Here is a 23,986-nt window from a genome sequence, read left to right on the forward strand (position 1 = left end):
TTCGCCATAAGAAAGTAACTCTTTGGTTAGTTCTATTTTTTGACCAAAAATGTATTTTTCAATCGTATTTTTTTCTATAGATGAAAACAGTGAACTTAGGTAGGAATAATCGAAGTTTGTGTTTTTTACGAGAAAATCTGAGAAATTTTGGGATTCAGGTTTTTGACCCTTTTTCCAATGTATTTCATTAATTATTAATCTTTTAACCTGTTCGACAATAGCTATGTGATGGTCTTCAATTAATTCAAAACCACTTTTTTGAAGTATTTCTTGAATTTGTTTATACAGAATTTCATCAGGATTCGCTTCAATATTAACTAAGCCTAATTCAATTTTTGAAATCTTCAAACCAATATTTTCAAGGTCTTCACGCACAACCCTAATACAACGGTTGCACACCATGTTTTTGATGAGTAATTGCATTTTTTAAATAGTAATAAATGAAAAATTAAGCAAACTAAAGGCCTGCCGATTTTACAAACTTATTAATACTATTACTCAAATTAAAAATGATTGAACTAACACGAAGATTTTTTGCCCAGAAGCATAGGGCAACGAAGATTTATTAGAGGAGGATATATTATCAAGAATAGTTTCAACAACCGTTTTAGCAAATGTAATAATCGTTGTTTTTACCCAATCTAAGGTATTAACAGTAAATTTGGCAACTAATTGAGAAGCGGAAGAAGAATATTCTACATTTTCGTATTTTTCATCTTCACTACAACATTTGCTTGTCTTTATTGTAGTTTTTTGATGAGGGGCATTTTGTTTTTGGCTTTTTCCACAGCATGCGTCGCCACTTTTATGAAGAGAAGTTTGTTTGCCTCGCACTAAACACGAATGTTCAACTAAGCCAAAGCCAGTGCTACTAAGCAGCACAATTACTGCCATCATAACGTTGAATGTGCGAAACAATATCTTTTTCATTTTTTTGTTGTAAAACCAATAGATGAAATTATTTACAAATTTATTAAAATCAAAGTGAGATTTCCAAATAAAACTTACAGAATTTAAGCTAAACGACTACCATTTGGCACATTTCGTTCGATTTGTGACAAAACAACTTCTCCATCGTCCAAGATAAAGCCTGTTGTAAGGACTTCCGATATAAAATCGGCAATTTGACGAGGCGGGAAATTGGTTACACAAATTACTTGCCGACCTAATAATTCTGCTTTAGAATAAAGTTGTGTAATCTGAGCTGAAGAACGCCTAATGCCAATTTTTTCTCCTAAATCAATCAAGAGTTTGTAAGAAGGCTTGCGAGCCTTTGGAAAATCGTTTACTTCAATAATTGTACCTGCTCGTAATTCAACTTTTTCAAATTCTTGCGAAGTGATTGTTTCTGACATAATTTATATTGATTTTCGTTGTTAGAGATTTGATGTTCGATGTTCGGTTGATAGTTGTTTTACTTTTATGAATTAGTAAACCAAATAGTGCAAATTTATCGAACATCGAACCTCTCAAATCGAGCATTTATTATAAATTTCCAACCATTTCTTCTGGTTTTACCCAAGCGTCAAATTCTTCAGCGGTCAAATATCCTAAACTTATGGCAGTTTCTTTTAAAGTTGAGCCATTTCTGTGTGCTGTTTGGGCAATTTCGGCAGATTTATAATAACCAATTTTAGTATTTAACGCTGTTACAAGCATCAACGAATTATTAACGTGTTTAGTTATATTTTCGGTCAATGGAGCTAAACCAACCGCACATTTATCATTGAATGAAACACAACCTTCACCAATCAAACGAGCAGAATGTAAGAAATTAAATATCATTACAGGCTTGAAAACATTCAATTCAAAATGACCCATTGCACCACCAAAATTTATTGCTACATCATTGCCCATTACTTGTGCCGAAATCATCGTAAGGGCTTCACATTGTGTAGGATTTACTTTTCCAGGCATAATAGAAGAACCTGGCTCATTGTCAGGAATATATAATTCGCCAATTCCAGCACGTGGGCCAGACGATAGCATACGCACATCATTGGCGATTTTCATTAAACTTACAGCCACTGTTTTCAAAGCTCCATGAGCTTCAACAATAGCATCGTGTGCCGCTAAAGCTTCAAATTTATTTTCGGCAGTGATAAAAGGAAGACCAGTGAGAGTGGCAATATGTTTAGCAACTAATTCCGAATATCCCTCTGGTGTATTGATGCCTGTTCCAACAGCAGTTCCGCCTAAAGCCAGTTCAGAAAGGTGTGCAAGCGTGTTTTTGATGGCTCTTAGTCCGTGGTCAAGTTGAGAAACATACCCCGAAAACTCTTGTCCAACCGTCAGAGGTGTAGCATCCATGAAGTGCGTACGACCGATTTTTACGACTTTCATAAATTCGGCAGATTTCGCTGCTAATGTATCACGCAGTTTTTCAATACCTGGAATCGTCGTTTCCATCAACATTTTATAGGCCGCAATGTGCATCGCTGTTGGAAATGTATCATTTGATGATTGAGATTTGTTTACGTCATCATTTGGGTGCAAAAATTTTTGTTTATCGCCTAAATCTCCACCCTGTAAAACGTGTCCACGATAGGCAATAACTTCATTGCAATTCATATTAGACTGTGTTCCTGAGCCAGTTTGCCAGACTACTAACGGAAATTGGTCGTCCAATTTTCCAGCTAATATTTCATTGCAAACAGTACCAATCAAATCAGCTTTTTCTTTTGTTAAAACTCCTAAATCTTGATTTGTTAATGCCGCTCCGTGTTTCAAAATAGCAAATGCTTTGATGATTTCTTTAGGCATTTTGTTGATGTCTTGGGCAATCTTAAAATTTTCGATAGAGCGTTGCGTTTGGGCTCCCCAATAAACATCGGCTGGTACTTGTACCTCGCCCATCGTATCTTTTTCTATTCTATATTGCATGATTTTTGAAAATAAATAAGAGTTTTTTTATAATTAATCGTTTTCGCAAAATTAAGGTAGAATTGCATACAGTTTTGAAAAACCACACTTTTTTTACGTATTTCTCACAAAAAAAGCACGACTAAAGCCGTGCTTTCAAATAAATATGGCATTAAAATTAATTTAGTCGGTAAGGAACAATCAAATTAAATTCAGGAATTTCGACATGAAATTCTTTTCCATCAATTAGTCGTTCCATTAAGTATGTACCAACCATTTTTCCAATAGAAGTTTTAAGATTGCATCCTGATACATATTCGTGTACTTCGCCTGGCTCTAAAACTGGTTGTAAACCAATTACGCCTTCACCTTCCACCTCTCGCACAGTGGCATTAGAATCAAAGATAAACCATTGACGGCGTAATAATTGGATAGTATTCTCACTGTTGTTTTCAATCTTGATACGATAGGTGAAAACAAAGTGCTCTTGTAATGGACTTGAATATGAAGGCTGGTATTCAATAGATACACTTACTTTTACGCCAGCAGTTACTGCATTGGTTGTCATAGTTTTGATAATAGCGTTATGCAATTAAATTTTACAAGTTTTTTTAGCAATTTGGGCTTATGACAATTAACTTACGGTCATTGAACCTTTTTTTTGTCTATGTTTCAAAAGAACTTATTTTGGAACTTCAAAAAATGTCATTTTCAATCATTTAACGCAATAAAATTACAAAATATTTTTTTAATACAAATATATATTTATTTAACATGGATGTAAAAATTGACGAAAGCTGGAAAAAACCATTAAATAGTGAGTTTGAAAAGGCTTATTTTGAGAGTCTGATAAACTTTGTCAAGGCAGAATATCAAAGTGGCATGTGTTATCCTCCGGGTAAACTCATTTTTAATGCTTTCGATAAATGTAGTTTTGAAAATACACGTGTCGTTATTTTGGGACAAGACCCTTATCATGGACCAAATCAAGCACATGGACTAAGTTTTTCGGTCAATGATGGTATTACATTTCCTCCTTCACTGATTAATATTTTTAAAGAATTGAATGAAGATTTGAGTATTCCTTTCCCTAAAAGCGGCAATTTAGAGCGTTGGGCAGAGCAAGGAGTCTTATTGTTAAATTCAACGCTAACTGTAAAGGCAAGTATGGCCGGTTCGCATCAAAATAAAGGGTGGGAGCAATTTACAGATGCAGTTATTCGATGTATTAATGCCGAAAAAGAAGGTGTAGTTTTTATGCTGTGGGGTAAATACGCTCAAGATAAAGGAAAGATTATTGATAGTTCAAAACATTTTGTGTTGAAATCAAAACACCCTTCTCCGATGTCAGCCAATTTTGGTGGTTGGTTCGGAAATAAACATTTTAGCCAGGCAAATAATTATTTAAGAAGTAGAGGAGTGGCGGAAATTGAGTGGTAAGCAATTGCATAAAGTTGTTGAACAAGTAGGTGAAGTTTTTTTGGAAATATGAAAAAACAAAGGCACAAAGAAGTTTAATTCTTTGTGCCTTTGTTACTTTATGTCTGAGTGCTTATTATCGGATTATTGAAAATAATCTGCTCCAACGAATCTTATTCAAGAAGCTACCATCTTTGTCAATTGACATCCAAATAAATACTGCTTTTCCTACGATGTGATCTTCTGGTACAAATCCCCAAAAACGAGAATCATCAGAACCATGTCGGTTATCACCCATCATAAAATAATAATCTTGCTTGAAAGTATATGACGTAATAGGTTTTCCGTCGAGCATAATTTTGCCGTTCACTTCTTTTGCATCAGCATTTCCATCAAAATAACAGATTACACTTTTATACAATGCAAAATTACTTTCGTCTAACTGAACCGTTACACCTTTTTTAGGAATGGTAATTGGGCCAAAATTATCTCTATTAAATGGAAATAGTCTTGAATTTTGAGGGAACGTGCCATAATTGGTTGTGTCACCTTTTTCCATGAGCATTGGGGTAATAGTTTTCACAAAATCAAGCCCTTTCATGTCTTTTACTGCTTGCTGAGATGCCGTAACATAATAAATAGTTTTATCTGTCATACGCATATCTTGCTGAAATTCTGTGATTTCATATTTCTTGAAAATCTTTTCATTCACTTGCGTATTGGTTTCAATGGCATATTCCATTTGCATCTTATCAGGATTATCAAACATCTTGCCATTGATATAAACTTGTCCTTGGCGAACCTCTAAAACATCTCCTGCGATAGCTACGCAACGTTTGATATAATTTGTTCGTAAATCGACAGGATATTTATCATAACCACCAAATTCATCTGGACGGGTTGGGCAACCTGGGTAATTAAATACAACTACATCTCCATTTTTAACAGAGGTAAAACCGGGCAAACGGAATTGGGGTAATTGAATCAGAGTTGAGTAAGAAGGAAGTTCTGTAAACCAAATCTTTTGATGGGTCAATGGAACTTGTAAGATAGTTTTTGGGGTACGAGAGCCATAGTGTAGTTTACTTACAAAAAGAAAATCGTTAATTAAGAGACTTTTTTCCATCGAACCCGTTGGAATTGTGTAGGCCTCTAAAAACATCCATCTTATAAGTGTAGCGGCAACTACTGCAAATAATACCGAATCGAACCACTCTCTTATTGCTGATTTTTTCTTTACTGTTTTGGTCTCTGTTGTTAATACTTCTGCCATTGATTTTTTGTTTATTTATAGTACATCGGGTTTCCTAACCCGTTTATAATTATTTCCAAAATAGACGGGTTAGGAAACCGCAGCGGCGGACCGTCCATCTTAATAAAAATTAGAACCCCATCAAATCTTTCATTCCAAATATTCCTTGTTTACCATTGAGCCACTCTGCGGCAATTATGGCACCTAATGCAAAGCCATTTCGGCTATGAGCTATGTGTGAAACTTCTATTTGGTCAACGTCCGAAATATATTTTACTGTATGTGTTCCTGCTACTTTTCCTTCTCGAGACGACCAAATAGGTACCTCGTTTTCGGCAGCAATTTGATTATTTACCCACTTGCTTTTTTCTGAAAGATTGTCAATAATCCCTTCTGCCAAAGTTATTGCTGTTCCGCTTGGAGCGTCTTTCTTTTCGGTATGGTGAATTTCATTGCTCGAAACCTTAAATTCTTTGTAAGGGTTCATCAATTGAGCTAATTTTTTGTTTAACTCAAAAAATAAATTCACGCCAATACTATAATTGGATGCGTAAAAAAAAGCGGCTTTGTTTTCAAGACACAACTTTTCAATTTCTGATTTATGTTGAAGCCAGCCCGTTGTGCCACAAATCGTTGGAAGTCCAAATTCCATGCAAAATTTAAGATTTCCATAAGCCGATTCTGGCGAACTAAACTCAATCACTACATCAGTATTTTCTCTATCAAGCGATAAAATTTCAGTACGATTTGTAATATCAATTTTTGCTGAGATTTCGTGTCCACGTTGTAATGCAATTTGTTCAATTACTTTACCCATTTTCCCGTACCCTAAAAGTGCTATTCGCATACTCTAACGTATAAATTTATTTGATTATTAAAAATTAAGTCCAATTTTTACACCAACGGCGTTTCCAAATGATGTAGATTGAATATTTGGCTCAAATTTAAGAGAAATGTTGTCGCTCATATCGAAACCTTTCAAATGAGCAGATACATTTGCTTGAACTGCTTGTAAGGTCCAACCCAATGCCATACCAATATAAGATAAATCTCTTTGGCGGTGATATGCTTTTACTGCAGGCTCGACTTGTGCTTGAGTAAAAGGCCCTCTGCCGTTTATGGTAACTTCTTTTGCTCCATCAATTACAAAATTCTCCAAATAACCTTTATAAAACTTGTATTTATCGTTATTGAATTTGATGGCAAAAATTCCACCACCTGCTGCTGCATAAATTATCGGAATAATCCAATATTGTTTATTAGTAGCTTGACCCCAGCCTGGTAATATTAAAGAACGGAGCAATGCTTTGCGTGGAATATTACCTTTTTGAGTGTAGTCGCTGAAAATCATTTTTTTTAAACGTATGATTTTCCGTAAGCCAAGCTTTTTGACTGAATCAACAACTGCTTTTTTGTTTGCTTCGATTAACTCAAGTGTCCGACCATCGGAATATCTACCAAGTGAATCAATCTTTTGGGCAAATGAAACCGTAGAAATGAAAAGTAGCAGAGCCAAAATCCGAACCATATTTTTCAAGTTTTTGGTTAATTAACGAGCAATTTTAATTTATAGATGCCATCAAACTAAGTATTTAACTTTATTTAACCTCACTGGTCGTTTACTTTAATAGCATTCAATATTCTATCTAATTCTTCTTTTGAAGTAAACGGAATTTTGATTTCTCCCTTATGGGTATCATCGGCTTTTACCAAAACTTTTGTTCCAAAATATCCTTGTAATCTAAATTGTAGCGATGAAATTTCTTGTTTGATTGATGTCTGACGAGTATTTTTTGTTTCTTCTGGAATCACCAAAGTCAATCTTCTTACTTCATCTTCCACTTTTCGTACTGACCAGTTTTCTTCAACAATTTTATTAAAAAGTTTTATTTGTGTTTCGTGGTTATCAATATTGATTAAAGCACGGGCATGTCCCATCGAAATCTCACTATCTCTTACCGCTGCTTGAATAACATCTGGAAGTTTCAATAAACGCAAATAGTTATTAACTGTTGTACGGTTTTTGCCTACACGCTCACCTAATTCTTCTTGTTTTAGATGAAATTCACTCAATAATCTGTGGTAACTTAGGGCAATCTCAATAGCATTCAGGTTTTCACGTTGAATGTTTTCGATGAGAGCCATTTCGAGCATTTGCTGGTCGTTGGCAGTACGAATATACGCAGGAATTCTGCTCAAACCCGCCAATTTCGATGCCTGCAAACGGCGTTCTCCCGAAATTAATGTGTATCTCCCTGGGCTTGATTCTTTAACGGTGATGGGTTGAATAATGCCCAAAACTTTTATTGACTCCGCCAATTCTTGCAGAGCCTCTTTATCGAAATGCGTGCGAGGCTGAAATGGATTGGTTTCAACAGATTCAATCAATATTTCGTGCATCGAACTCATTGCTTCCATTCGACGAGGCATGGGCGTTTCTGAAGGTCTATCAGACCCTCTTTCAGACCCAGAATCAGACAGCAATGCTCCCAATCCTCTTCCGAGTCCAGTCATTTTTTTTGTAGTTGCTACCTTTGTTTCCATATTTTTGATGAATAAGATTTTTAAATCTTCGATTCAATCCATTAAGTATTTCTTGTAATTAAACTATTGCGAAAAGTTTGAAAATCGAAGTGCATCAAACTTAACTATCCTGTCCAAGTTTTCCATTTTTTACTAAAATCTCACGAGCAAGATTCAGATAACTGATAGCCCCTTTGCTGTCAGCATCTTGAGCAAGAGCTGGAACGCCATAACTTGGCGATTCGGATAAACGAATGTTTCGAGGAATAAGCGTTTGGAAAACCATATTCCTAAAATGGGTCGTTACTTCGTGTACCACCTGGTTCGACAACCGCACTCTCAAATCATACATTGTTAGTAGAATTCCTTCAATTGTCAATGCAGGATTGAGTCGTTGTTGAATGATTTTGATGGTATTCAACAATTTTCCGAGTCCTTCCAATGCAAAATATTCACATTGAACAGGCACAATGACTGAATCAGCTGCCGTTAGGCTGTTGATTACAATCAAACCCAGCGAAGGCGAGCAGTCGATAATAATAAAATCATACATGTCTTTTACATCCATGAGCGATTCTTTCATTTTTTCCTCACGTTTTGGCAGATTTATCATTTCGATTTCTGCTCCAACGAGGTCGATGTGCGAAGGCAACAAGTCAAGAAATGGAAAGTCGGTTTGAATGATAATGTCACGAGGACGTATATCATCAACCATACATTCATAAATGCTGTTTTCGACCTCTTTTGGATTGAAACCTAAACCCGATGTAGCGTTTGCTTGGGGGTCGGCATCAATTATTAAGGTGCGAAATTCGAGGGCAGCCAAACTGGCTGCTAAGTTAATAGTCGTTGTGGTTTTGCCTACACCACCCTTTTGATTGGCAATTGCTATTATTTTTCCCATTGCTTGTGGTTAGAGAAAATCACTGCGTCAAATATCCGACTTTTAATGTTAAGAAACAATTAAATGTTCCACGCTGTGGGGAAAATGTTCCACGATGTGGATAAGATTATTGAAAAATTTACGATTTACTAACATTGAATTTACAAATGGTTTATCAGTTCTTTTTTGCTGAAGCAACTTATTGATTTTTATTTTGAAAAGTGTTTAATTGATAAAATCTCGTCCAAAATCGTAAATCGTCAGTCGTAAATCGTAAATTTGCCACATGCGATATTTAATTGAATGTTCATATAAAGGAACTGCTTTTCATGGTTGGCAAATTCAACTTAATGCAATATCGGTGCAGGAACAAATCGAAAATGCTTTGTCTGTGCTTTTAAAGCAAAAAGTTGATATTTCTGGAAGTAGTCGAACTGATACAGGTGTTCATGCTTTTCAGCAATTTGCCCATTTTGATATTGCGGCTGAAATTTCAAATGTGGATAAATTTACACATAGCATGAATGGAATTTTGCCACAAGAAATTGCAATCAAGCAAATTATGCTCGTTGCCGATGATTTTCATTCACGTTTTGAAGCCACACATCGACAATATTTGTACCGAATTATTCAAGAAAAAAATCCTTTCTGGTATGAAATGGCTTACTTTATCAAGGCGAATTTAGATTTAGATTTGATGAATAATGCGGGACAAATTTTATTGCAATACACTGATTTTCAATGCTTTAGCAAAGTAAAAACTGACGTAACCACTTTTGATTGTAAGATTGAGTTTGCTTATTGGGAACGCCAAGAACAGTTTTTGTTGTTCCACATAAAGGCTGATAGGTTTCTGCGTGGTATGGTTCGGGCAATTGTTGGAACGATGATAGAAGTTGGTACAGGCAGAATGACTTTAGCTGATTATGAACAAGTTATCTTATCAAAAAGTCGAAAAAATGCTGGCCAATCTGTGCCGCCCGAAGGATTGACTTTGGTGGAAGTAGGGTATGTATGAGTTCTAAATTCTGAACGGTTCGCCCTGCGATTATGTCTTTTTAGATTAGTAGGGGTTTATCGCATAAACGATGTTTCATAAATTCTTACTGCGTAAAATTTTATCAGAAATTGTAATAATGAACATAGAAATACAAAAAATAGCTACCAAACAAGATTTGGAGGATGTAAAGCAATTATTTAGAGAATATGCCAATTTTCTGCAAGTTGATTTGTGTTTTCAAGGTTTTGAGAATGAATTGGCTAAACTCCCTGCCAAATATGCCGAGCCAGAAGGTGCGATATTTTTAGCAAAAGTTGATGCTCAACCAGCTGCTTGTGTAGCACTTTGGAAATTGGAAGAGGGCATTTGTGAAATGAAAAGACTTTATGTAAAATCTGAATTTCAAGGTTTAGGTTTAGGCAAGAAATTGACCTTAATGCTCTTGGAAGAAGCGAAAAATAAAGGCTATAAAACCATGAAGCTCGATACTTTAAAACGTTTAAAATCAGCCAATTATATTTATAATGCTTTGGGTTTTACAGAAATAAATCCTTATAACTTTAATCCAGAAGTGGATGTTGTTTATTTTGAAAAAGAGTTGATTTAATGGCAATCATAGGCAAAAACATACAAGAAGCAATAAAATTTTTGGAGGCCAATGAAGTCATTGGTTTACCAACAGAAACCGTTTATGGCTTGGCAGGAAATGCGTTTAGTACGGAGGCAGTTACAAAAATTTTTGAAGTAAAAAATCGCCCAACTTTCGACCCTTTGATTGTTCATACGTCAAGCATTGAAAGAATATCAGATTTTGTGCGTGAAATTCCTGTGAAAGCTCAATTGCTTGCCGAAAAATTCATGCCCGGCCCTTTGACTTTGCTTTTACCTAAAAAAGAAAACATTTCAGACTTAGTTACCTCAGGTTTAGAAACCGTTGCCGTCCGAATTCCGAACCATCCTTTGGCTCTCGAATTACTACGAAACTTAGATTTTCCATTGGCCGCACCAAGTGCAAATCCATTTGGCTATATTTCGCCAACTTCTGCACAACATGTTGATAACCAACTTGGTATGAAAATAAAATATATTTTAAATGGGGGAGAATGTGCAGTCGGAATAGAATCTTCAATTATTGGATTTAACGGAGATGAAATCGTAGTTTACCGCAAGGGAGGTTTAGCTATTGAAGACATTGAAAGTGTTGTTGGGAAAGTCCAAATTCAAGAATATTCGTCGTCAAATCCACAAGCCCCAGGAATGTTAAAAAGTCATTATGCACCGAGAACTAAATTAATAATTCTGAATTCAGAACCTGAATACCGCCCATTCAGAATTCATAATTCAAAGACTGCTTTTCTTGGTTTTAAAGATTTCCAACCAAACGTTCCTCGTGAAAATCAATTAATTCTCTCCCCAACGGGAGATTTTCGTGAAGCCGCCAAAAATCTTTTCGCTTACATGAGAGCATTGGATGCAAGAGGTTTTGATATAATTTATGCCGAATTTCTTCCAGAAATGGACTTAGGCAGAGCAATTAATGACCGAATCAGAAGGGCAGCTACGCAAGAATAAAGTATAAATTTGTATAAAAACCCATTCATAATTAAGTTTAATTCTCTCTAATTACAAATTCCACACGACGATTTTTAATACGATTCTCTTCTGTGTCGTTTGGTGCAATAGCCTCTTCTTGACCTTTACCTGTTGCTTTTATTTTATCGGCATTCACACCTTTATTGAAAATGTAATTTGATATGACCGTTGCTCTAAAGTGCGAAAGCGACAAGTTTAGCCTTGGGTCTCCATTATTATCGGTATATCCTAAAATCTCAATTTTCATCTTCGGATTTGCCTTCATAATAGTCACCAATTTGTCTAATTGTGGAAATGATTGCGGCCTAATTTGAGAGCTACTTTGTTCAAAATAAACATTACTTAGTCTGAATCTTTTACCAATTCCTAAGTTTTCAAACCCTTCAATTTTTACTTTAAAATCGTCGTCAGTAAGAATAATGGCATTGTCTTGATAAGTTTTGGTCTCAGGTTCTTTCTTTTCAGGTATTTTTTTAGCTGTAACTGGCGTCGGTGTTATGGTTTCTATCTTAGTTTCGGCAGCTTGTACATTATCAGTTACTTTTACTTCAATTTTCTTTTCAGGAACTTTTTTGTCAACTGGTTTTACTTCTACTATTTTGGGTTCAGGTTTTGGCTCAGGTATCTTCTCAACTTCTTTTTTTACCATAAAAATGTCTCGCTTGAAATCGGAGCTTACAGCTAAGTTTGCCACGTCTATTTTCTCTCCATAAAGTTCATATCCAGGAGCTTCTACTTCAATCGAGTATTTTTTATCAGGACTTAAATTTGCTTGAAAATCTTGATTTTCAATAGTATATTTCGTTGTTACGGCTTTGTTATCACTATCTAAAACTTTAATATTGACATTGGGTACTGGCTGCCGATTTTTAGAATCAAGTGCTTTGAAATTAAAGCTGTAAGCCTCTTTTTTCAATTCAACGGTAATAACATTGTTTAATATATTTGTCAAAGTTACTACTTCCTTATAAATTTTGTACCCACTTGAAATGACTTCCAACTCATAGTTTTTATCTTGTACCAAAATAGCTTTTAGTTTTGTTCCGCCCGATGTAATTGTTCCATTAATAATTTCACCACCACTTAATAATTTGAACTCAGCAACAACAGGTTTTTTGTTTAGAGCATCAATAGAAGCAAAGATAACCTCTTGCGTTGGTACTTTTTTTACTTTCAATTTAATCGTTTTAGAACTCGAGTTTTTAGGTAATGCACCTCTGAATGCCAAATAGCCATCTGCTTTTATTTCAACATTATAAAATTCATCATTTTTTAATTCTGCTAACCATTCAGATGCAAGTGGATTGGCAGTGATAGCAATGGGTTCATTGTTCATATTGAAAATTCTTAGGTTAGCATTTAATACATTGCTACCCTTATCCTCATCCAAAACCACGAGTTTATAACGCTCAATCGCATTTTTAAACAAAGGAATCTCTTGTTCGAATTGATTTTTCGCTGCCAAATCTCGTACATTGATGTTTTGACTTGACTTTTCGTAACCTTCAGCCTCTACCGAAATTGAATAATTATTTTCCAATACTAAAGTTGCTGTAAAACCATTTTTATCTAAAGTAGCTAACACAGGCTGACTTGTACTTAAATTCAAAATCAATAATTTTGCTCCAGAAATCGCTTGTTTTTTTTGAGCATCAGTAACTTTAAATGAAAAAGTATAAGCATCTTTTTTAAGTTCAAAAACTTTTATTGCTTCTGTGGCAGTTTTATTGTCATCATAAATGATGTTTTCGCTAATCGTTTTGTAGCCATCTGCTCCAACTTCCAAAACATAAGGTTTTTGGGGATATAAATCTACCTTAAATGGTTTGTTGATCTCAGCCGAACCACTGAGAGGTTCTTGTTCGGGACGAATTACCTTAAATTGTGCAGAAACTGGTTTTTTTGTAATTCCATCAATTGCAGAATAAAATATTGCTTGAAAAACTTTCTGCATATTAATACCAATCAGCTTACTTGTACCTCGTTGCAAAGTGCCAGTATGTTTCATGTAACCATTAGCTACTACCTCAATAAAGTAATCTTTGTTTTTTTTTAAAACAATTTTCCATTCGCCTGTTTTCGGATTAAGTTTGACGGGTATTGGCTGTTTACTTTCATCAAATAACTTTACATCAGCACCCGAAATCATTTGTTTGTCTTTAGCATCAACAACCAAAATTACATAGTCATCAACGGTACTTTCCAAATTAATCTTAAATTGAAGTTTGCCAGCAGCAAGGTTTTCTAAATTTAAACTTTCATTTTTAATTCCATAATTTGTGTGAGTTACTTCAATTTGATAAACCCCTTTTTCGGTAGGTTTATACTTAATATCATTATCGAGCGTGCCTTTTATTTCTTGTGGAGGATTGTCTTTATAAGTAATCTTAAAATTTGCAGGTAATCTTTTTCCTGAAATTTTATCAAATGCACCAATCGAAACGTAGGTTTCTGATGGAAGTTTGATAATATATTCTTTCTGTGTAGAGGCTTTTAAGTCAATTTTTAAGGTAGTGTAACCTTGATATTGTACAGTAGCAATATATGTTTTTGCGGGATTCAACTCAACAGAAGCCTCTCCTTCGGGCAGAATATTATCAAAAATCAATTGATTATCAGTTGTGTTTGTAATATTAAGATTTGCTCCTTTTAGTGCTTTTCCAGTATCTTCTCCAACAATTGTAAATTTTACGCCATTAACAGATTTTTCTAACCTCAATTCTTTAGAATACGTACGGGCAGGATCACCAATTTCGAGAGCATAACTTTCTTTTTTAGGTTTATGGGTTCCAGTCGTAACTTCAATTTGGTACAGATCTGCTTTTGTAACTACTAATCTATAATAAGGTGTTTCTTTGCTTGATTTCCCGGTGTAAACTTTATCATTGACAGTTACTTTGAAAGACGCTTCAACAAAATCACCAGAAATATCATCAATTGCCTTCAAAATCAAAGATGCCGATGGTTGAGGTTCCATATCAAGTACTACATTAAAACCTTCAATGTCTTGGTCTGACGCAATAACTTGTATCTTTTCTTTGGTGTGATAACCCTCTAATTCTGCTAAAATTTTATATGATTCTCCACTTTTCACAGTAACCATAAAACGACCGTCTGTTTCTTTGAGAGGAATGATATTGCCACCACCGACCGATATAACAGTAAATTTTGGTCTTAATTGAATATTGGAACGCTTGTCTTTGGCAGATAAATTTAATGGTATATCAGCTAAAGTATGGAACGCTTTTTTGTTGATTATAAAAACGGAATTGCCTGCGAATGTAAAATTTACTGAAGCAATAAAAATAGAAATAAATATAAAAATCCTCGTCATAGCTTTTAGGGGAAACAGTATTTACGAACTACAAATTTCAGAAAAAATCTAAACATTTTAACAGTTTTGACGAAATGAATTGTATAATTTTTTAGAAATATGTTGTTTTGCTAAATGAAAACACTTGATACACAGTCGGTTCTGATAGATTTACATTATTTACCATGCCTCGAATTTTTTACTTATGTATTGAAATTCGATGAAATTATACTTGAAAGTAACGAGTATTTTGCCAAACAATCTTATCGAAATCGTTGCTATTTGCAAGGGGCCAATAAAATAGAAATATTAAGCATTCCAATTAATGACGGGAATAAAAAGATATTGATGAAAGATGTTAAGATAGATTATAGCCAGCGTTGGGAAATTATTCATTGGCGAACGATTAATGCAGCCTACGGGAAATCACCCTTTTTTGAATTTTTAGCAGACTATTTTCAAGGGGTTTATCAAAAGAAACCAGTTTTTTTATGGGACTTAAATTTTGAATTCCTGACACTTTGTCTGAAACTACTCAAACAAAACAAGACAATTCGTCAGACTGATGTTTATCAAAAAGTTGTAGAAAATGATGTTATTGATGCCAGATTACTCATAAATGCGAAAAAAAGCTTTGAAAGTAATAATTTTTATCAACCAATAGCTTATCAACAAAACTTTGGCAACGAATTTGAGCCTAATCTTTCTATAATTGATTTACTTTTCTGTCGTGGAAATCAATCTTTGGAAATATTAAAAAAATCTTCAACGATTTGAACACACTTTATCAATAATCCGTTATATTGCAAAGTAAACATGAGAGTGAATTTTAATTGAGTGAATGAATTTAGTGAATATTTGCTTTTATTTAATAATTTTCAAATCATTCACAAAATCGCCCAATCACAATATCACTAAATAATTATTCTTGATGGAGCCAAAATTTTCACAAAAAGTAAAAGAAATCATCACCCTTGCCCGTGAAGAAGCACTTAGGCTTGGGCATGATTATATCGGAACCGAACATTTAATCTTGGGAATGATTCGTGATGGAGAAGGCATGGCTTTGAATCTGTTAAGAGATTCAGGCGTTCAACTGGACGAGCTACGCATCACAATCGAGCAGGCTACCAAAGGTACTGCCACCAATAATATTAAAAACCTGGCAAATATTCCCCTGACCCGACAGTCAGAAAAAGTATTGAAAATTACGCATTTGGAGGCGAAAATCTTCAAATCACTTACAATAGGCACCGAGCATCTTCTCCTTGCAATTTTGAGAGATGGCGATAATCTCGGTGGACAAATTTTACAAAAATTCCGCCTTAACTACGAACAAACTAAAGAGATGCTTGAGTATCAATTGACTGGTCAGAAACCCGTCATGGAGCGTCCCGAAACCGATGATGATGATGAACGGATTTTCGGAGGAGGCACTGGCGGATATAGCTCTCAGCAGAGAGCCGACCAAAAAAACCCAGAAAAATCTAAAACCCCTGTTTTAGATAATTTCGGTAGAGATTTGACAAAATTTGCTGAAGCTGGCAAATTAGACCCGATTGTTGGACGTGAAAAAGAAATTGAGCGAGTAGCTCAGATTCTTTCAAGACGTAAGAAGAACAACCCAATTTTGATTGGTGAACCTGGTGTTGGCAAAACTGCCATTGCCGAAGGTTTAGCTTTGAGAATTGTGCAGAAAAAAGTTTCAAGAATATTATTCGGAAAACGTGTAGTAACGCTTGATTTAGCTTCGTTGGTTGCAGGTACAAAATACCGTGGTCAATTTGAAGAGCGAATGAAAGCAGTGATGAATGAATTGGAGAAATCACCCGACGTAATTTTGTTTATTGACGAGATTCATACAATAGTAGGTGCTGGCGGTGCCAGTGGCTCGCTCGATGCTTCAAACATGTTTAAACCAGCTTTGGCCCGTGGTGATATTCAATGTATTGGTGCGACAACTTTAGACGAATACCGTCAGTATATTGAAAAAGATGGAGCTTTGGCTCGTCGTTTTCAGATGGTAATGGTAGAGGCAACTTCGATTGAAGAAACCATTGAGATTTTGAATAATATCAAAGATAAATATGAAGACCATCACCACGTAACTTACACGCCAGAAGCGATTGATGCGGCAGTAAAATTGTCGGAAAGGTATATTACCGACCGATATTTGCCAGATAAAGCCATTGATGTAATGGACGAAGTAGGAGCTAGGGTTCATATTAGCAATATTTCTGTTCCGCCAGATATTATTTTCTTGGAAGAACAAGTAGAGTTGATTAAAAAAGAGAAAAATTCGGTTGTAAAAAGTCAACGCTACGAAGAAGCAGCTCAGCTACGTGACCGTGAGAAAAAATTGTTGGAGCAACTCGACCGTGCAAAAAATGCGTGGGAAGAAGAAGCAAAAACAAAACGTTATAGCGTAACTGAAGACAATGTTGGTGATGTAGTTGCGATGATGACTGGAATTCCTGTGAAGCGTGTAAACATGAACGAAGGAGAGAAAATCCTGAAAATGGGAGATTCGCTTCGAGGAAGAATAGTTGGTCAAGATGCGGCGGTTGAAAAATTAGTTAAATCAATTCAACGTACACGTGTTGGTTTGAAAGATCCTAAAAAACCAATCGGTTCGTTTATATTCTTAGGTCCAACGGGTGTTGGTAAAACCGAATTAGCAAAAACACTTGCCACTTACTTATTCGACAAAGAAGATGCCCTCATCAGAATTGACATGAGTGAGTACATGGAGAAATTTAGCATCTCACGTTTGGTGGGAGCCCCTCCAGGATACGTTGGCTATGAAGAAGGTGGACAATTGACGGAGAAAATTCGTAGAAAACCTTATTCGGTAGTGCTACTCGACGAGATTGAAAAAGCTCACCCTGATGTTTATAATATATTGTTGCAGGTTTTGGACGATGGTGTTTTGACTGATAGTTTAGGCCGTCGAGTTGATTTCCGAAATACAATAATTATAATGACTTCAAATATCGGCGTTCGTGATTTGAAAGATTTTGGTTCAGGTATTGGTTTTGCAACAAAATCTCGTACCGATAATCAAGATGATATAATGAAAAGCACGATTCAAAATGCTTTGAAAAAAACATTTTCTCCCGAGTTTTTAAATCGCCTAGATGATGTTATTGTATTCAATTCATTGACTCGTGACGACATTCATAAGATTATTGATATTGCTTTAGGTCGCTTAATTGCTCGTATAACCAATATTGGTTATAATATTGAATTGACTGATAAAGCAAAAGATTTCTTGTCAGAAAAAGGCTACGACCAACAATATGGTGCAAGACCATTGAACCGTGCGATTCAGAAATACGTGGAAGATCCATTGGCAGAAGAGATTTTGAAAGGTGAAGTACAAGAAGGTGACACTATTTTGGTTGATTTTAGTGGTGAAGGTGAAACTTTGACTTTTAGTAAAACTAAGAAAGAAGAAACGATTGAAAAAAATTAAGGATTTCAATATCCGGATACAAAAAGCACGGCAATCTGTCGTGCTTTTTTGCTAATTTTGTCGCATGATTTATGACTACATCAAATATCTTATAAAAGCCAAAGACGAATATTCTATTCATTCACCATTTTTGTTTGAATTCTATACTAAAGTTGTCAAAGATAAAAATCCTGAAAAGAATTTTCAAGCAATTGAAAATTTACGAAAACAATTGTTACACGATGAACATCTTATTTCAATAATTGATTTTGGGGCAGGGTCAAAACTAAATTTATCGGCAAAAAGAAAAGTAAAAGATATAGCTCGAAACTCTCAAAAGTCGCCTCAACTTGGGCAATTGCTTCATCGAATAATTCAATTTTATCAATATAAAAACATTCTTGATTTAGGTACTTCTTTTGGTCTTACGACTGCTTATTTGTCATTTCAAACAACTGATAATAAGGTAATTAGCTTTGAAGGTTGCCCTGAAACTGCCCAAATAGCTCAAGACAACTTCGATAAATTAGATTTAAATAACATTGAAATTATCGTAGGGAATATAGATAAAACTTTGCCCGAAAAAGTAAAAGAAATTTCAACATTAGACTTTGTTTTTTTTGATGCCAATCATCGTTATGAACCGACAATAAGGTATTTTGAACAATGCTTAACAAAAGCCCATGAAGGAAGTTGTTTTGTTTTTGATGATATTTATTGGTCAAACGAAATGAAACAGGCGTGGCAATACATCAAAAATCATTCTTCTGTAACCGTTTCCTTAGATTTATTTTGGTTGGGAATAATTTTCTTTCATAAAAAGCAAGTGAAACAAGATTTTGTGTTGAAATTCTGAGTTTTTCGTAAACCGTTCTGATAAAATTTCGTTTTACTAATTTAGAATATTTCTAAACTAAAATGTATCAATGTTTGTTATTTTTGTAATCGAAAGAAAAAAATAAAATATGTCAATTTTAGATATAAATAAAATACGTCAAGATTTTCCGATTCTTGATGAAAAGATTAACGGCAAAAATTTAGTGTATTTTGATAATGCCGCTACTACGCAAAAACCTTTGGTAGTTATTGAGGCCTTGGCAAACTATTACGGGCATTATAACGCCAATATTCACCGTGGAATACATTTCTTAGCCGAAAAAGCAACTTCTGCTTTTGAAGCTTCACGAAAAACGATTCAGAGTTTTTTGAATGCCGAACATTTAGAGGAAATTATTTTCACATACGGCACAACTGATGGCATAAACTTGGTTTCTCAAACTTACGGACGAAAATTTTTGAAAGAAGGTGATGAAATCATTATAAGTACGCTCGAACATCACTCCAATATTGTGCCGTGGCAAATGCTATGTGAGCAGAACGGATGTATATTACGAATTATCCCAATTGATGATAATGGCGATTTACGTTTGGAAGAATATGAAAAAATGCTTTCTGAAAAGACTAAATTTGTGTCTGTTGTGCATGTATCCAATGCTTTAGGTACTATCAATGACGTAAAATTTATCATCGAAAAAGCTCATGCCGTAGGGGCAAAGGTCTTAATTGATGGAGCTCAAGCAAGTTCACATATTGAGATTGATGTACAAGATTTAGATGTAGATTTTTACGTTTTTTCTGCTCATAAAATTTACGGCCCTACTGGAATGGGAGTTTTATATGGCAAAAAGGATATTTTGAATGCCATGCCTCCTTATCGTGGTGGTGGCGAAATGATAAAAGAAGTAACTTTTGAGAAAACAACTTATAACGATTTACCCTATAAATTTGAAGCTGGAACACCCAATATTGCAGATGTTATTGCCGTAAAATTTGCGATTGATTATATCAATGAATTGGGTAAAGAAAATATTGCAGCTTACGAAGATGAACTTTTGAAATATGCAACCCATCAATTTTCCGAAATTGAAGGTTTAAAAATTATAGGGCAAGCAAAAGAAAAAATTTCAGTAATTTCGTTTGTTTTAGAGGGTATTCATCCGCAAGATGTGGGCGTGATTCTTGACCAACAAGGTATTGCAGTTCGTACAGGACATCATTGTACGCAACCTTTGATGAGCCGTTTGAAAATTCCCGGAACTTCAAGAGCCTCTTTTGCTGTTTATAACACAACCGATGAAATTGATAAATTAGTGAAGGGAATTCATAAGGTTAAAAAGATGGTTTTGTAAACGGAACTATTGAGAACAAAAAATATTTTTTTGAGTAATTTGCAAACTATGACAATAAACGAAATACAAGACGATATCATTGAAGAGTTTGAGTTGTTTGATGATTGGGAAGGAAAATACGAATACATTATTGATTTAGGAAAAAAGCTACCAAAGTTAGCCGATGAACATAAAACCGAAGAAAATGTTATCAGAGGTTGTCAATCAACAGTTTGGTTGAATGCCTATAAAAGTGGAGATAAACTCATTTTCGAGGCAGATTCAGAGGCAATTATTGTAAAAGGCTTGGTCAGTATGTTGGTAAAAGTTTTGACAAATCATACACCCAAAGAAATAATGAATGCTGACTTATATTTTATAGAAAAGGTCGGCTTAGCAAGCCATTTGGCACAAACTCGCTCAAATGGATTAGCCTCGATGGTAAAGCAAATGAAAGCTTATGCAGTAGCTTATCAAGCCCAAAATTTTTAAAAAACACCGTATATTAATTAATATGACTGATCAAGAATTAAAAGATAAAGTAATTGAAGCCATAAAGAAAGTTTATGACCCTGAAATTCCAGTAGATGTATATGAATTGGGTTTAATCTATGATATTAAGATTTTTCCAGTAAACAATGTATATGTATTAATGACCCTTACTTCTCCTTCTTGTCCATCGGCAGAGTCGATTCCTGTTGAGGTTGAGCAGAAAATCCGTGAGATTGAAGGTGTAAGCGATGTGAGTGTAGAACTAACCTTTGACCCTCCTTATGCTACTGATATGATGTCGGAAGTAGCTCAACTGGAACTTGGTTTTATGTAATTTAGTCTATTGTCGATAGTTTTTTCAAAAATGCTAAAATACCCCAAAGGCATTTAATAACCATAAAACAAAACTCCCCTTCAGGGGTCGGGGGTTTTTAATACTATGTATCCTCCTCATTTAGTAGCACCCATGAAAGCTGATTTAGTTAATGTAGGCTTTCAAGAATTACTGACTCCGTCAGATGTAGATAATTTTATGACCAATCAAGTAGGAACTTCTTTGGTAGTGATTAATTCGGTATGTGGTTGTGCAGCAGGAACTTGCCGTCCAGGCGTGAAGTTAGCTTTAGAACGCTCAGACGCAAAACCTGAAAACTTAGTAACCGTTTTTGCAGGTGTAGATACAGACGCTGTTCAACAAATGCGTACTTATATACCATTCCCGCCATCATCGCCAGCAATTGCGATTTTTAAAGATGGCGAAATCGCTCATTTTATTGAAAGACACCACATTGAAGGTCGTTCGGCTGAAATGATTGCTACACATTTAGTGGCCGTTTTAGAAGAAATTGTAGGCGAAGAAGCGTGATAATTAGCTTTGAATAATGAGTTCTGAATTTAAATCAGAACTCATTATTCAGAATTACAATTAGAAATTTGGCTTTAATAGATACTTACCATAGAATTCATCAATTATTTTTACTACATCTTCAGCAGAATCAACTAACTTGATGAGCTTCATGTCTTCGGGGTTTACATTTTTTTCTTTTTCGCACATAGTATTCATAATCCAATCAAGTAAACCAGTCCAATACTCTGTGCCAACCATTACAATTGGGAAACGAGCAATTTTTTTGGTTTGAATCAAGGTTAAAGCTTCAAAAAGTTCATCTAATGTGCCAAAACCACCAGGCATAATTACAAAACCTTGGGAATATTTCATAAAACACACTTTCCGAGCAAAAAAGTAGTCAAAATTGATGCTTTTATCAGAGTCCACAAATCTATTTGGCACTTGCTCAAAAGGCAATTTTATATTTAATCCTACTGATTTTCCTCCGTTCTCACTTGCTCCTTTATTGCCAGCTTCCATTATACCAGGGCCGCCGCCAGTAATTACTCCATAACCTTTATGCACTAATTTTGCAGCAATTTCTTCCGAAAGCAAGTAATATTTATGGTCAGGTTTTGTTCTGGCTGAACCGTATATTGTTACACATGGACCAATTTTTGCCAATCGGTCGAAACCTTCAACAAATTCTGATACTGTTTTTAATATTTGCCAAGAATCTTGACTTTGGATTTCATTCCAGCCTTTTTCTACAAATGCTTCACGAATTAATTCTTCTTCATTTAACTCAATTTCTTTTTCAATCATATTCTTAATTTTTGACGTACAAAATTTTTAGATGTTGAAGGTAAATCTTATTTAGTTTTATTAATACATTTCTTCTCTAAAAAATTAACAAGAATTGGATATTGAAAACGTATATTTGCAAAAAAAAGTTTAAAATATCAAATAATGGTTCTTTCTTAGAAAATTCACTCCAAATATAAGAAAGTAATTAAACAAAATAGGGGTATTATAATTTTATGAAAGTTGCAATTGCAGGAGACCATGCAGGTTTCGAGTATAAAAAAGTTGTTCTAAAGTGGCTACAAGAACAAAATTATGAAACAGCTGATTATGGCCCTTATTTGCCAGAATCAATGGATTATCCAGATACAGCACATCCATTAGCAAGTGCCGTTGAAAGTGGACAATATGAGTTTGGTATTTTGATTTGTGGTAGCGGAAATGGTGTTTGTATGACCGCCAATCATCACCAAGGAATACGTGCAGGATTAGCTTGGAATGTGGAAGTTGCAGAGTTGATCCGTCAGCACAATGATGCCAATATAATTTGTTTACCAGCTCGCTTTATTGATATTGATTTGGCTCTTGCGTGTATTAAAGCATTTCTTGCAACACCATTTGAAGGTGGCAGACATGGGCGTAGAGCGGATAAGATTTCTTGTTAATTTTAGATACAAGATTCGAGATATGGGATTCGAGATAGAATTTATTCAAATGAGTGTTTTCATATCTCGAATCTCTTATCCCAACTCTAAAATCTTCTTTGATAGATTCCTTTCAATTTAGTTGCTTTATAATCAGCGGCTAATGCTGGGATTCTTTGAAAGATTTTCGGAATTACATTTTGCTTGTCAATGATAATAGTAGGCGGGTCTTTCTTGAAATTATCAAAAATATTGATTATACTTTCATAGTTATCGGGGTTTTCCAAATCAATTTTCGACAAATCCCAGTTGAGGTAACAAGTTGCCGATTGCCCTACTTTATACTCATCAATTCTTTCTCCGATGACCAGCATTTTTTGTCCTTTCATCAAATCTGGCAATTCTTTTGGTTTGATTCTCATATCGGCAAGTTGCTCGAATCCTTTGCCAAAAAGTGGCGTAACACCTTGATACTGAACAAATAAAATAAAAACAAAAAGTGCCATAAACAAAGTTTCAGGCAAAAATGCTCCACGCACATGAAGGAAAAAACCCGTAACAAAAAAAGCAAAGCAAGGTATAAAAATAATAAATTGCAAGGGAGCTACATTGGGCGATAAAAATAAGGCTAAAATACTCGCAAATAACCAAATCAACATTATTTGTTGCGTTCGTTGCTGATAACTATTATACCGACTTGCTCGTGTAAGGCTCAGGAAACCAAAAAACGAGAGTGCTGCAGGAATTGCT

Annotated in this window: 24 protein-coding genes and 1 pseudogene; 12 read left to right on the forward strand and 13 right to left on the reverse strand. The window is 34.9% G+C overall.

Annotation, left to right across the window (positions count from 1 at the left end):
• The 5 genes from ACH2CJ_RS20745 to apaG form a co-directional block, all read right to left on the reverse strand.
• A partial coding sequence (locus ACH2CJ_RS20745) for an AraC family transcriptional regulator (RefSeq protein ID WP_394996182.1) occupies window positions 1–375 on the reverse strand: 375 nt, incomplete at its 3' end.
• Window positions 376–498: 123 nt separating this feature from the next.
• Window positions 499–930, reverse strand: a complete 432-nt coding sequence (locus ACH2CJ_RS20750) for a hypothetical protein (RefSeq protein ID WP_394996184.1) — start codon at window positions 928–930, stop codon at window positions 499–501.
• 83 nt (window positions 931–1,013) lie between these two features.
• Window positions 1,014–1,355 carry a tRNA-binding protein gene (locus tag ACH2CJ_RS20755; RefSeq protein ID WP_394996187.1) on the reverse strand — a complete coding sequence of 114 codons (342 nt, stop codon included), beginning with the start codon at window positions 1,353–1,355 and terminating at the stop codon, window positions 1,014–1,016.
• A gap of 130 nt (window positions 1,356–1,485) precedes the next feature.
• On the reverse strand, window positions 1,486–2,883 hold the full coding sequence (gene fumC, locus ACH2CJ_RS20760; RefSeq protein ID WP_394996190.1) for a class II fumarate hydratase: 1,398 nt from the start codon (window positions 2,881–2,883) through the stop codon (window positions 1,486–1,488).
• A 157-nt stretch (window positions 2,884–3,040) separates the two neighbouring features.
• Window positions 3,041–3,430 (reverse strand): Co2+/Mg2+ efflux protein ApaG, encoded by a 390-nt coding sequence (gene apaG, locus ACH2CJ_RS20765; RefSeq protein WP_394996193.1) that lies wholly within the window; start codon window positions 3,428–3,430, stop codon window positions 3,041–3,043.
• Window positions 3,431–3,636: 206 nt separating this feature from the next.
• On the opposite strand from apaG, the gene ung reads away from it, so the two are divergent.
• Window positions 3,637–4,302, forward strand: a complete 666-nt coding sequence (gene ung, locus ACH2CJ_RS20770; RefSeq protein WP_394996195.1) for a uracil-DNA glycosylase — start codon at window positions 3,637–3,639, stop codon at window positions 4,300–4,302.
• 115 nt (window positions 4,303–4,417) lie between these two features.
• Here ung and lepB read toward each other — a convergent pair whose 3' ends face one another.
• The 5 genes from lepB to ACH2CJ_RS20795 all read right to left on the reverse strand — a co-directional run bounded on the left by lepB (window position 4,418) and on the right by ACH2CJ_RS20795 (window position 8,960).
• A complete protein-coding gene (gene lepB, locus ACH2CJ_RS20775) occupies window positions 4,418–5,554 on the reverse strand; it encodes a signal peptidase I (protein WP_394996198.1) in 1,137 nt (378 codons plus the stop codon).
• A 109-nt stretch (window positions 5,555–5,663) separates the two neighbouring features.
• The gene (dapB, locus tag ACH2CJ_RS20780) at window positions 5,664–6,380 is read right to left on the reverse strand and encodes a 4-hydroxy-tetrahydrodipicolinate reductase (protein WP_394996201.1); all 717 of its coding nucleotides are present in this window, start codon (window positions 6,378–6,380) and stop codon (window positions 5,664–5,666) included.
• 27 nt (window positions 6,381–6,407) lie between these two features.
• The gene (locus tag ACH2CJ_RS20785) at window positions 6,408–7,061 is read right to left on the reverse strand and encodes a DUF5683 domain-containing protein (RefSeq protein ID WP_394996204.1); all 654 of its coding nucleotides are present in this window, start codon (window positions 7,059–7,061) and stop codon (window positions 6,408–6,410) included.
• Between the two features lie 80 nt (window positions 7,062–7,141).
• Window positions 7,142–8,077, reverse strand: coding sequence for a ParB/RepB/Spo0J family partition protein (locus tag ACH2CJ_RS20790; RefSeq protein ID WP_394996207.1), 936 nt, complete (start codon window positions 8,075–8,077; stop codon window positions 7,142–7,144).
• 100 nt (window positions 8,078–8,177) lie between these two features.
• Window positions 8,178–8,960, reverse strand: coding sequence for a ParA family protein (locus tag ACH2CJ_RS20795; protein WP_394996209.1), 783 nt, complete (start codon window positions 8,958–8,960; stop codon window positions 8,178–8,180).
• Window positions 8,961–9,225: 265 nt separating this feature from the next.
• Here ACH2CJ_RS20795 and truA point away from each other — a divergent pair, with 265 nt between their 5' ends.
• The 3 genes from truA to ACH2CJ_RS20810 all read left to right on the forward strand — a co-directional run bounded on the left by truA (window position 9,226) and on the right by ACH2CJ_RS20810 (window position 11,511).
• The gene (truA, locus tag ACH2CJ_RS20800; protein WP_394996212.1) at window positions 9,226–9,957 is read left to right on the forward strand and encodes a tRNA pseudouridine(38-40) synthase TruA; all 732 of its coding nucleotides are present in this window, start codon (window positions 9,226–9,228) and stop codon (window positions 9,955–9,957) included.
• 118 nt (window positions 9,958–10,075) lie between these two features.
• Window positions 10,076–10,546: a GNAT family N-acetyltransferase gene (locus tag ACH2CJ_RS20805; RefSeq protein WP_394996215.1), complete on the forward strand. Its 471-nt coding sequence runs from the start codon at window positions 10,076–10,078 to the stop codon at window positions 10,544–10,546.
• Window positions 10,546–11,511, forward strand: a complete 966-nt coding sequence (locus tag ACH2CJ_RS20810; protein ID WP_394996217.1) for an L-threonylcarbamoyladenylate synthase — start codon at window positions 10,546–10,548, stop codon at window positions 11,509–11,511. The genes ACH2CJ_RS20805 and ACH2CJ_RS20810 overlap by 1 nt, the downstream gene beginning before the upstream one ends.
• Before the next feature lie 37 nt (window positions 11,512–11,548).
• On the opposite strand, the gene ACH2CJ_RS20815 is transcribed toward ACH2CJ_RS20810, so the two are convergent.
• Window positions 11,549–14,866, reverse strand: coding sequence for an OmpA family protein (locus ACH2CJ_RS20815; protein WP_394996219.1), 3,318 nt, complete (start codon window positions 14,864–14,866; stop codon window positions 11,549–11,551).
• A gap of 114 nt (window positions 14,867–14,980) precedes the next feature.
• Here ACH2CJ_RS20815 and ACH2CJ_RS20820 point away from each other — a divergent pair, with 114 nt between their 5' ends.
• The 7 genes from ACH2CJ_RS20820 (at window position 14,981) to ACH2CJ_RS20850 (ending at window position 21,824) form a co-directional block, all read left to right on the forward strand.
• Entirely contained in the window at window positions 14,981–15,622 is a 642-nt protein-coding gene (locus tag ACH2CJ_RS20820; RefSeq protein ID WP_394996222.1) for a WbqC family protein, read from the forward strand.
• Between the two features lie 154 nt (window positions 15,623–15,776).
• Window positions 15,777–18,320 (forward strand): ATP-dependent Clp protease ATP-binding subunit, encoded by a 2,544-nt coding sequence (locus ACH2CJ_RS20825; protein WP_394996224.1) that lies wholly within the window; start codon window positions 15,777–15,779, stop codon window positions 18,318–18,320.
• A 64-nt stretch (window positions 18,321–18,384) separates the two neighbouring features.
• On the forward strand, window positions 18,385–19,155 hold the full coding sequence (locus ACH2CJ_RS20830; protein WP_394996227.1) for an O-methyltransferase: 771 nt from the start codon (window positions 18,385–18,387) through the stop codon (window positions 19,153–19,155).
• Between the two features lie 109 nt (window positions 19,156–19,264).
• Window positions 19,265–20,488 (forward strand): SufS family cysteine desulfurase, encoded by a 1,224-nt coding sequence (locus ACH2CJ_RS20835; RefSeq protein ID WP_394996229.1) that lies wholly within the window; start codon window positions 19,265–19,267, stop codon window positions 20,486–20,488.
• A gap of 48 nt (window positions 20,489–20,536) precedes the next feature.
• Window positions 20,537–20,959, forward strand: coding sequence for a SufE family protein (locus ACH2CJ_RS20840; protein ID WP_394996232.1), 423 nt, complete (start codon window positions 20,537–20,539; stop codon window positions 20,957–20,959).
• Between the two features lie 22 nt (window positions 20,960–20,981).
• A complete protein-coding gene (locus tag ACH2CJ_RS20845) occupies window positions 20,982–21,293 on the forward strand; it encodes a DUF59 domain-containing protein (protein ID WP_394996235.1) in 312 nt (103 codons plus the stop codon).
• A gap of 105 nt (window positions 21,294–21,398) precedes the next feature.
• Entirely contained in the window at window positions 21,399–21,824 is a 426-nt protein-coding gene (locus ACH2CJ_RS20850; RefSeq protein WP_394996238.1) for a BrxA/BrxB family bacilliredoxin, read from the forward strand.
• Between the two features lie 60 nt (window positions 21,825–21,884).
• Here the strand turns inward: ACH2CJ_RS20850 and ACH2CJ_RS20855 are convergent, their stop codons facing one another.
• The gene (locus ACH2CJ_RS20855; RefSeq protein ID WP_394996241.1) at window positions 21,885–22,613 is read right to left on the reverse strand and encodes a TIGR00730 family Rossman fold protein; all 729 of its coding nucleotides are present in this window, start codon (window positions 22,611–22,613) and stop codon (window positions 21,885–21,887) included.
• Window positions 22,614–22,828: 215 nt separating this feature from the next.
• Between ACH2CJ_RS20855 and rpiB the strand changes: the two genes are divergently transcribed.
• Window positions 22,829–23,257 carry a ribose 5-phosphate isomerase B gene (rpiB, locus tag ACH2CJ_RS20860; protein WP_394996243.1) on the forward strand — a complete coding sequence of 143 codons (429 nt, stop codon included), beginning with the start codon at window positions 22,829–22,831 and terminating at the stop codon, window positions 23,255–23,257.
• An 86-nt stretch (window positions 23,258–23,343) separates the two neighbouring features.
• Here rpiB and ACH2CJ_RS20865 read toward each other — a convergent pair.
• Window positions 23,344–23,986 (reverse strand): annotated as a pseudogene (locus ACH2CJ_RS20865) (hypothetical protein); the annotation flags it as partial.

Origin of the sequence: Emticicia sp. (assembly GCF_043780375.1) — a bacterium.
GTDB lineage: Bacteria > Bacteroidota > Bacteroidia > Cytophagales > Spirosomataceae > Emticicia.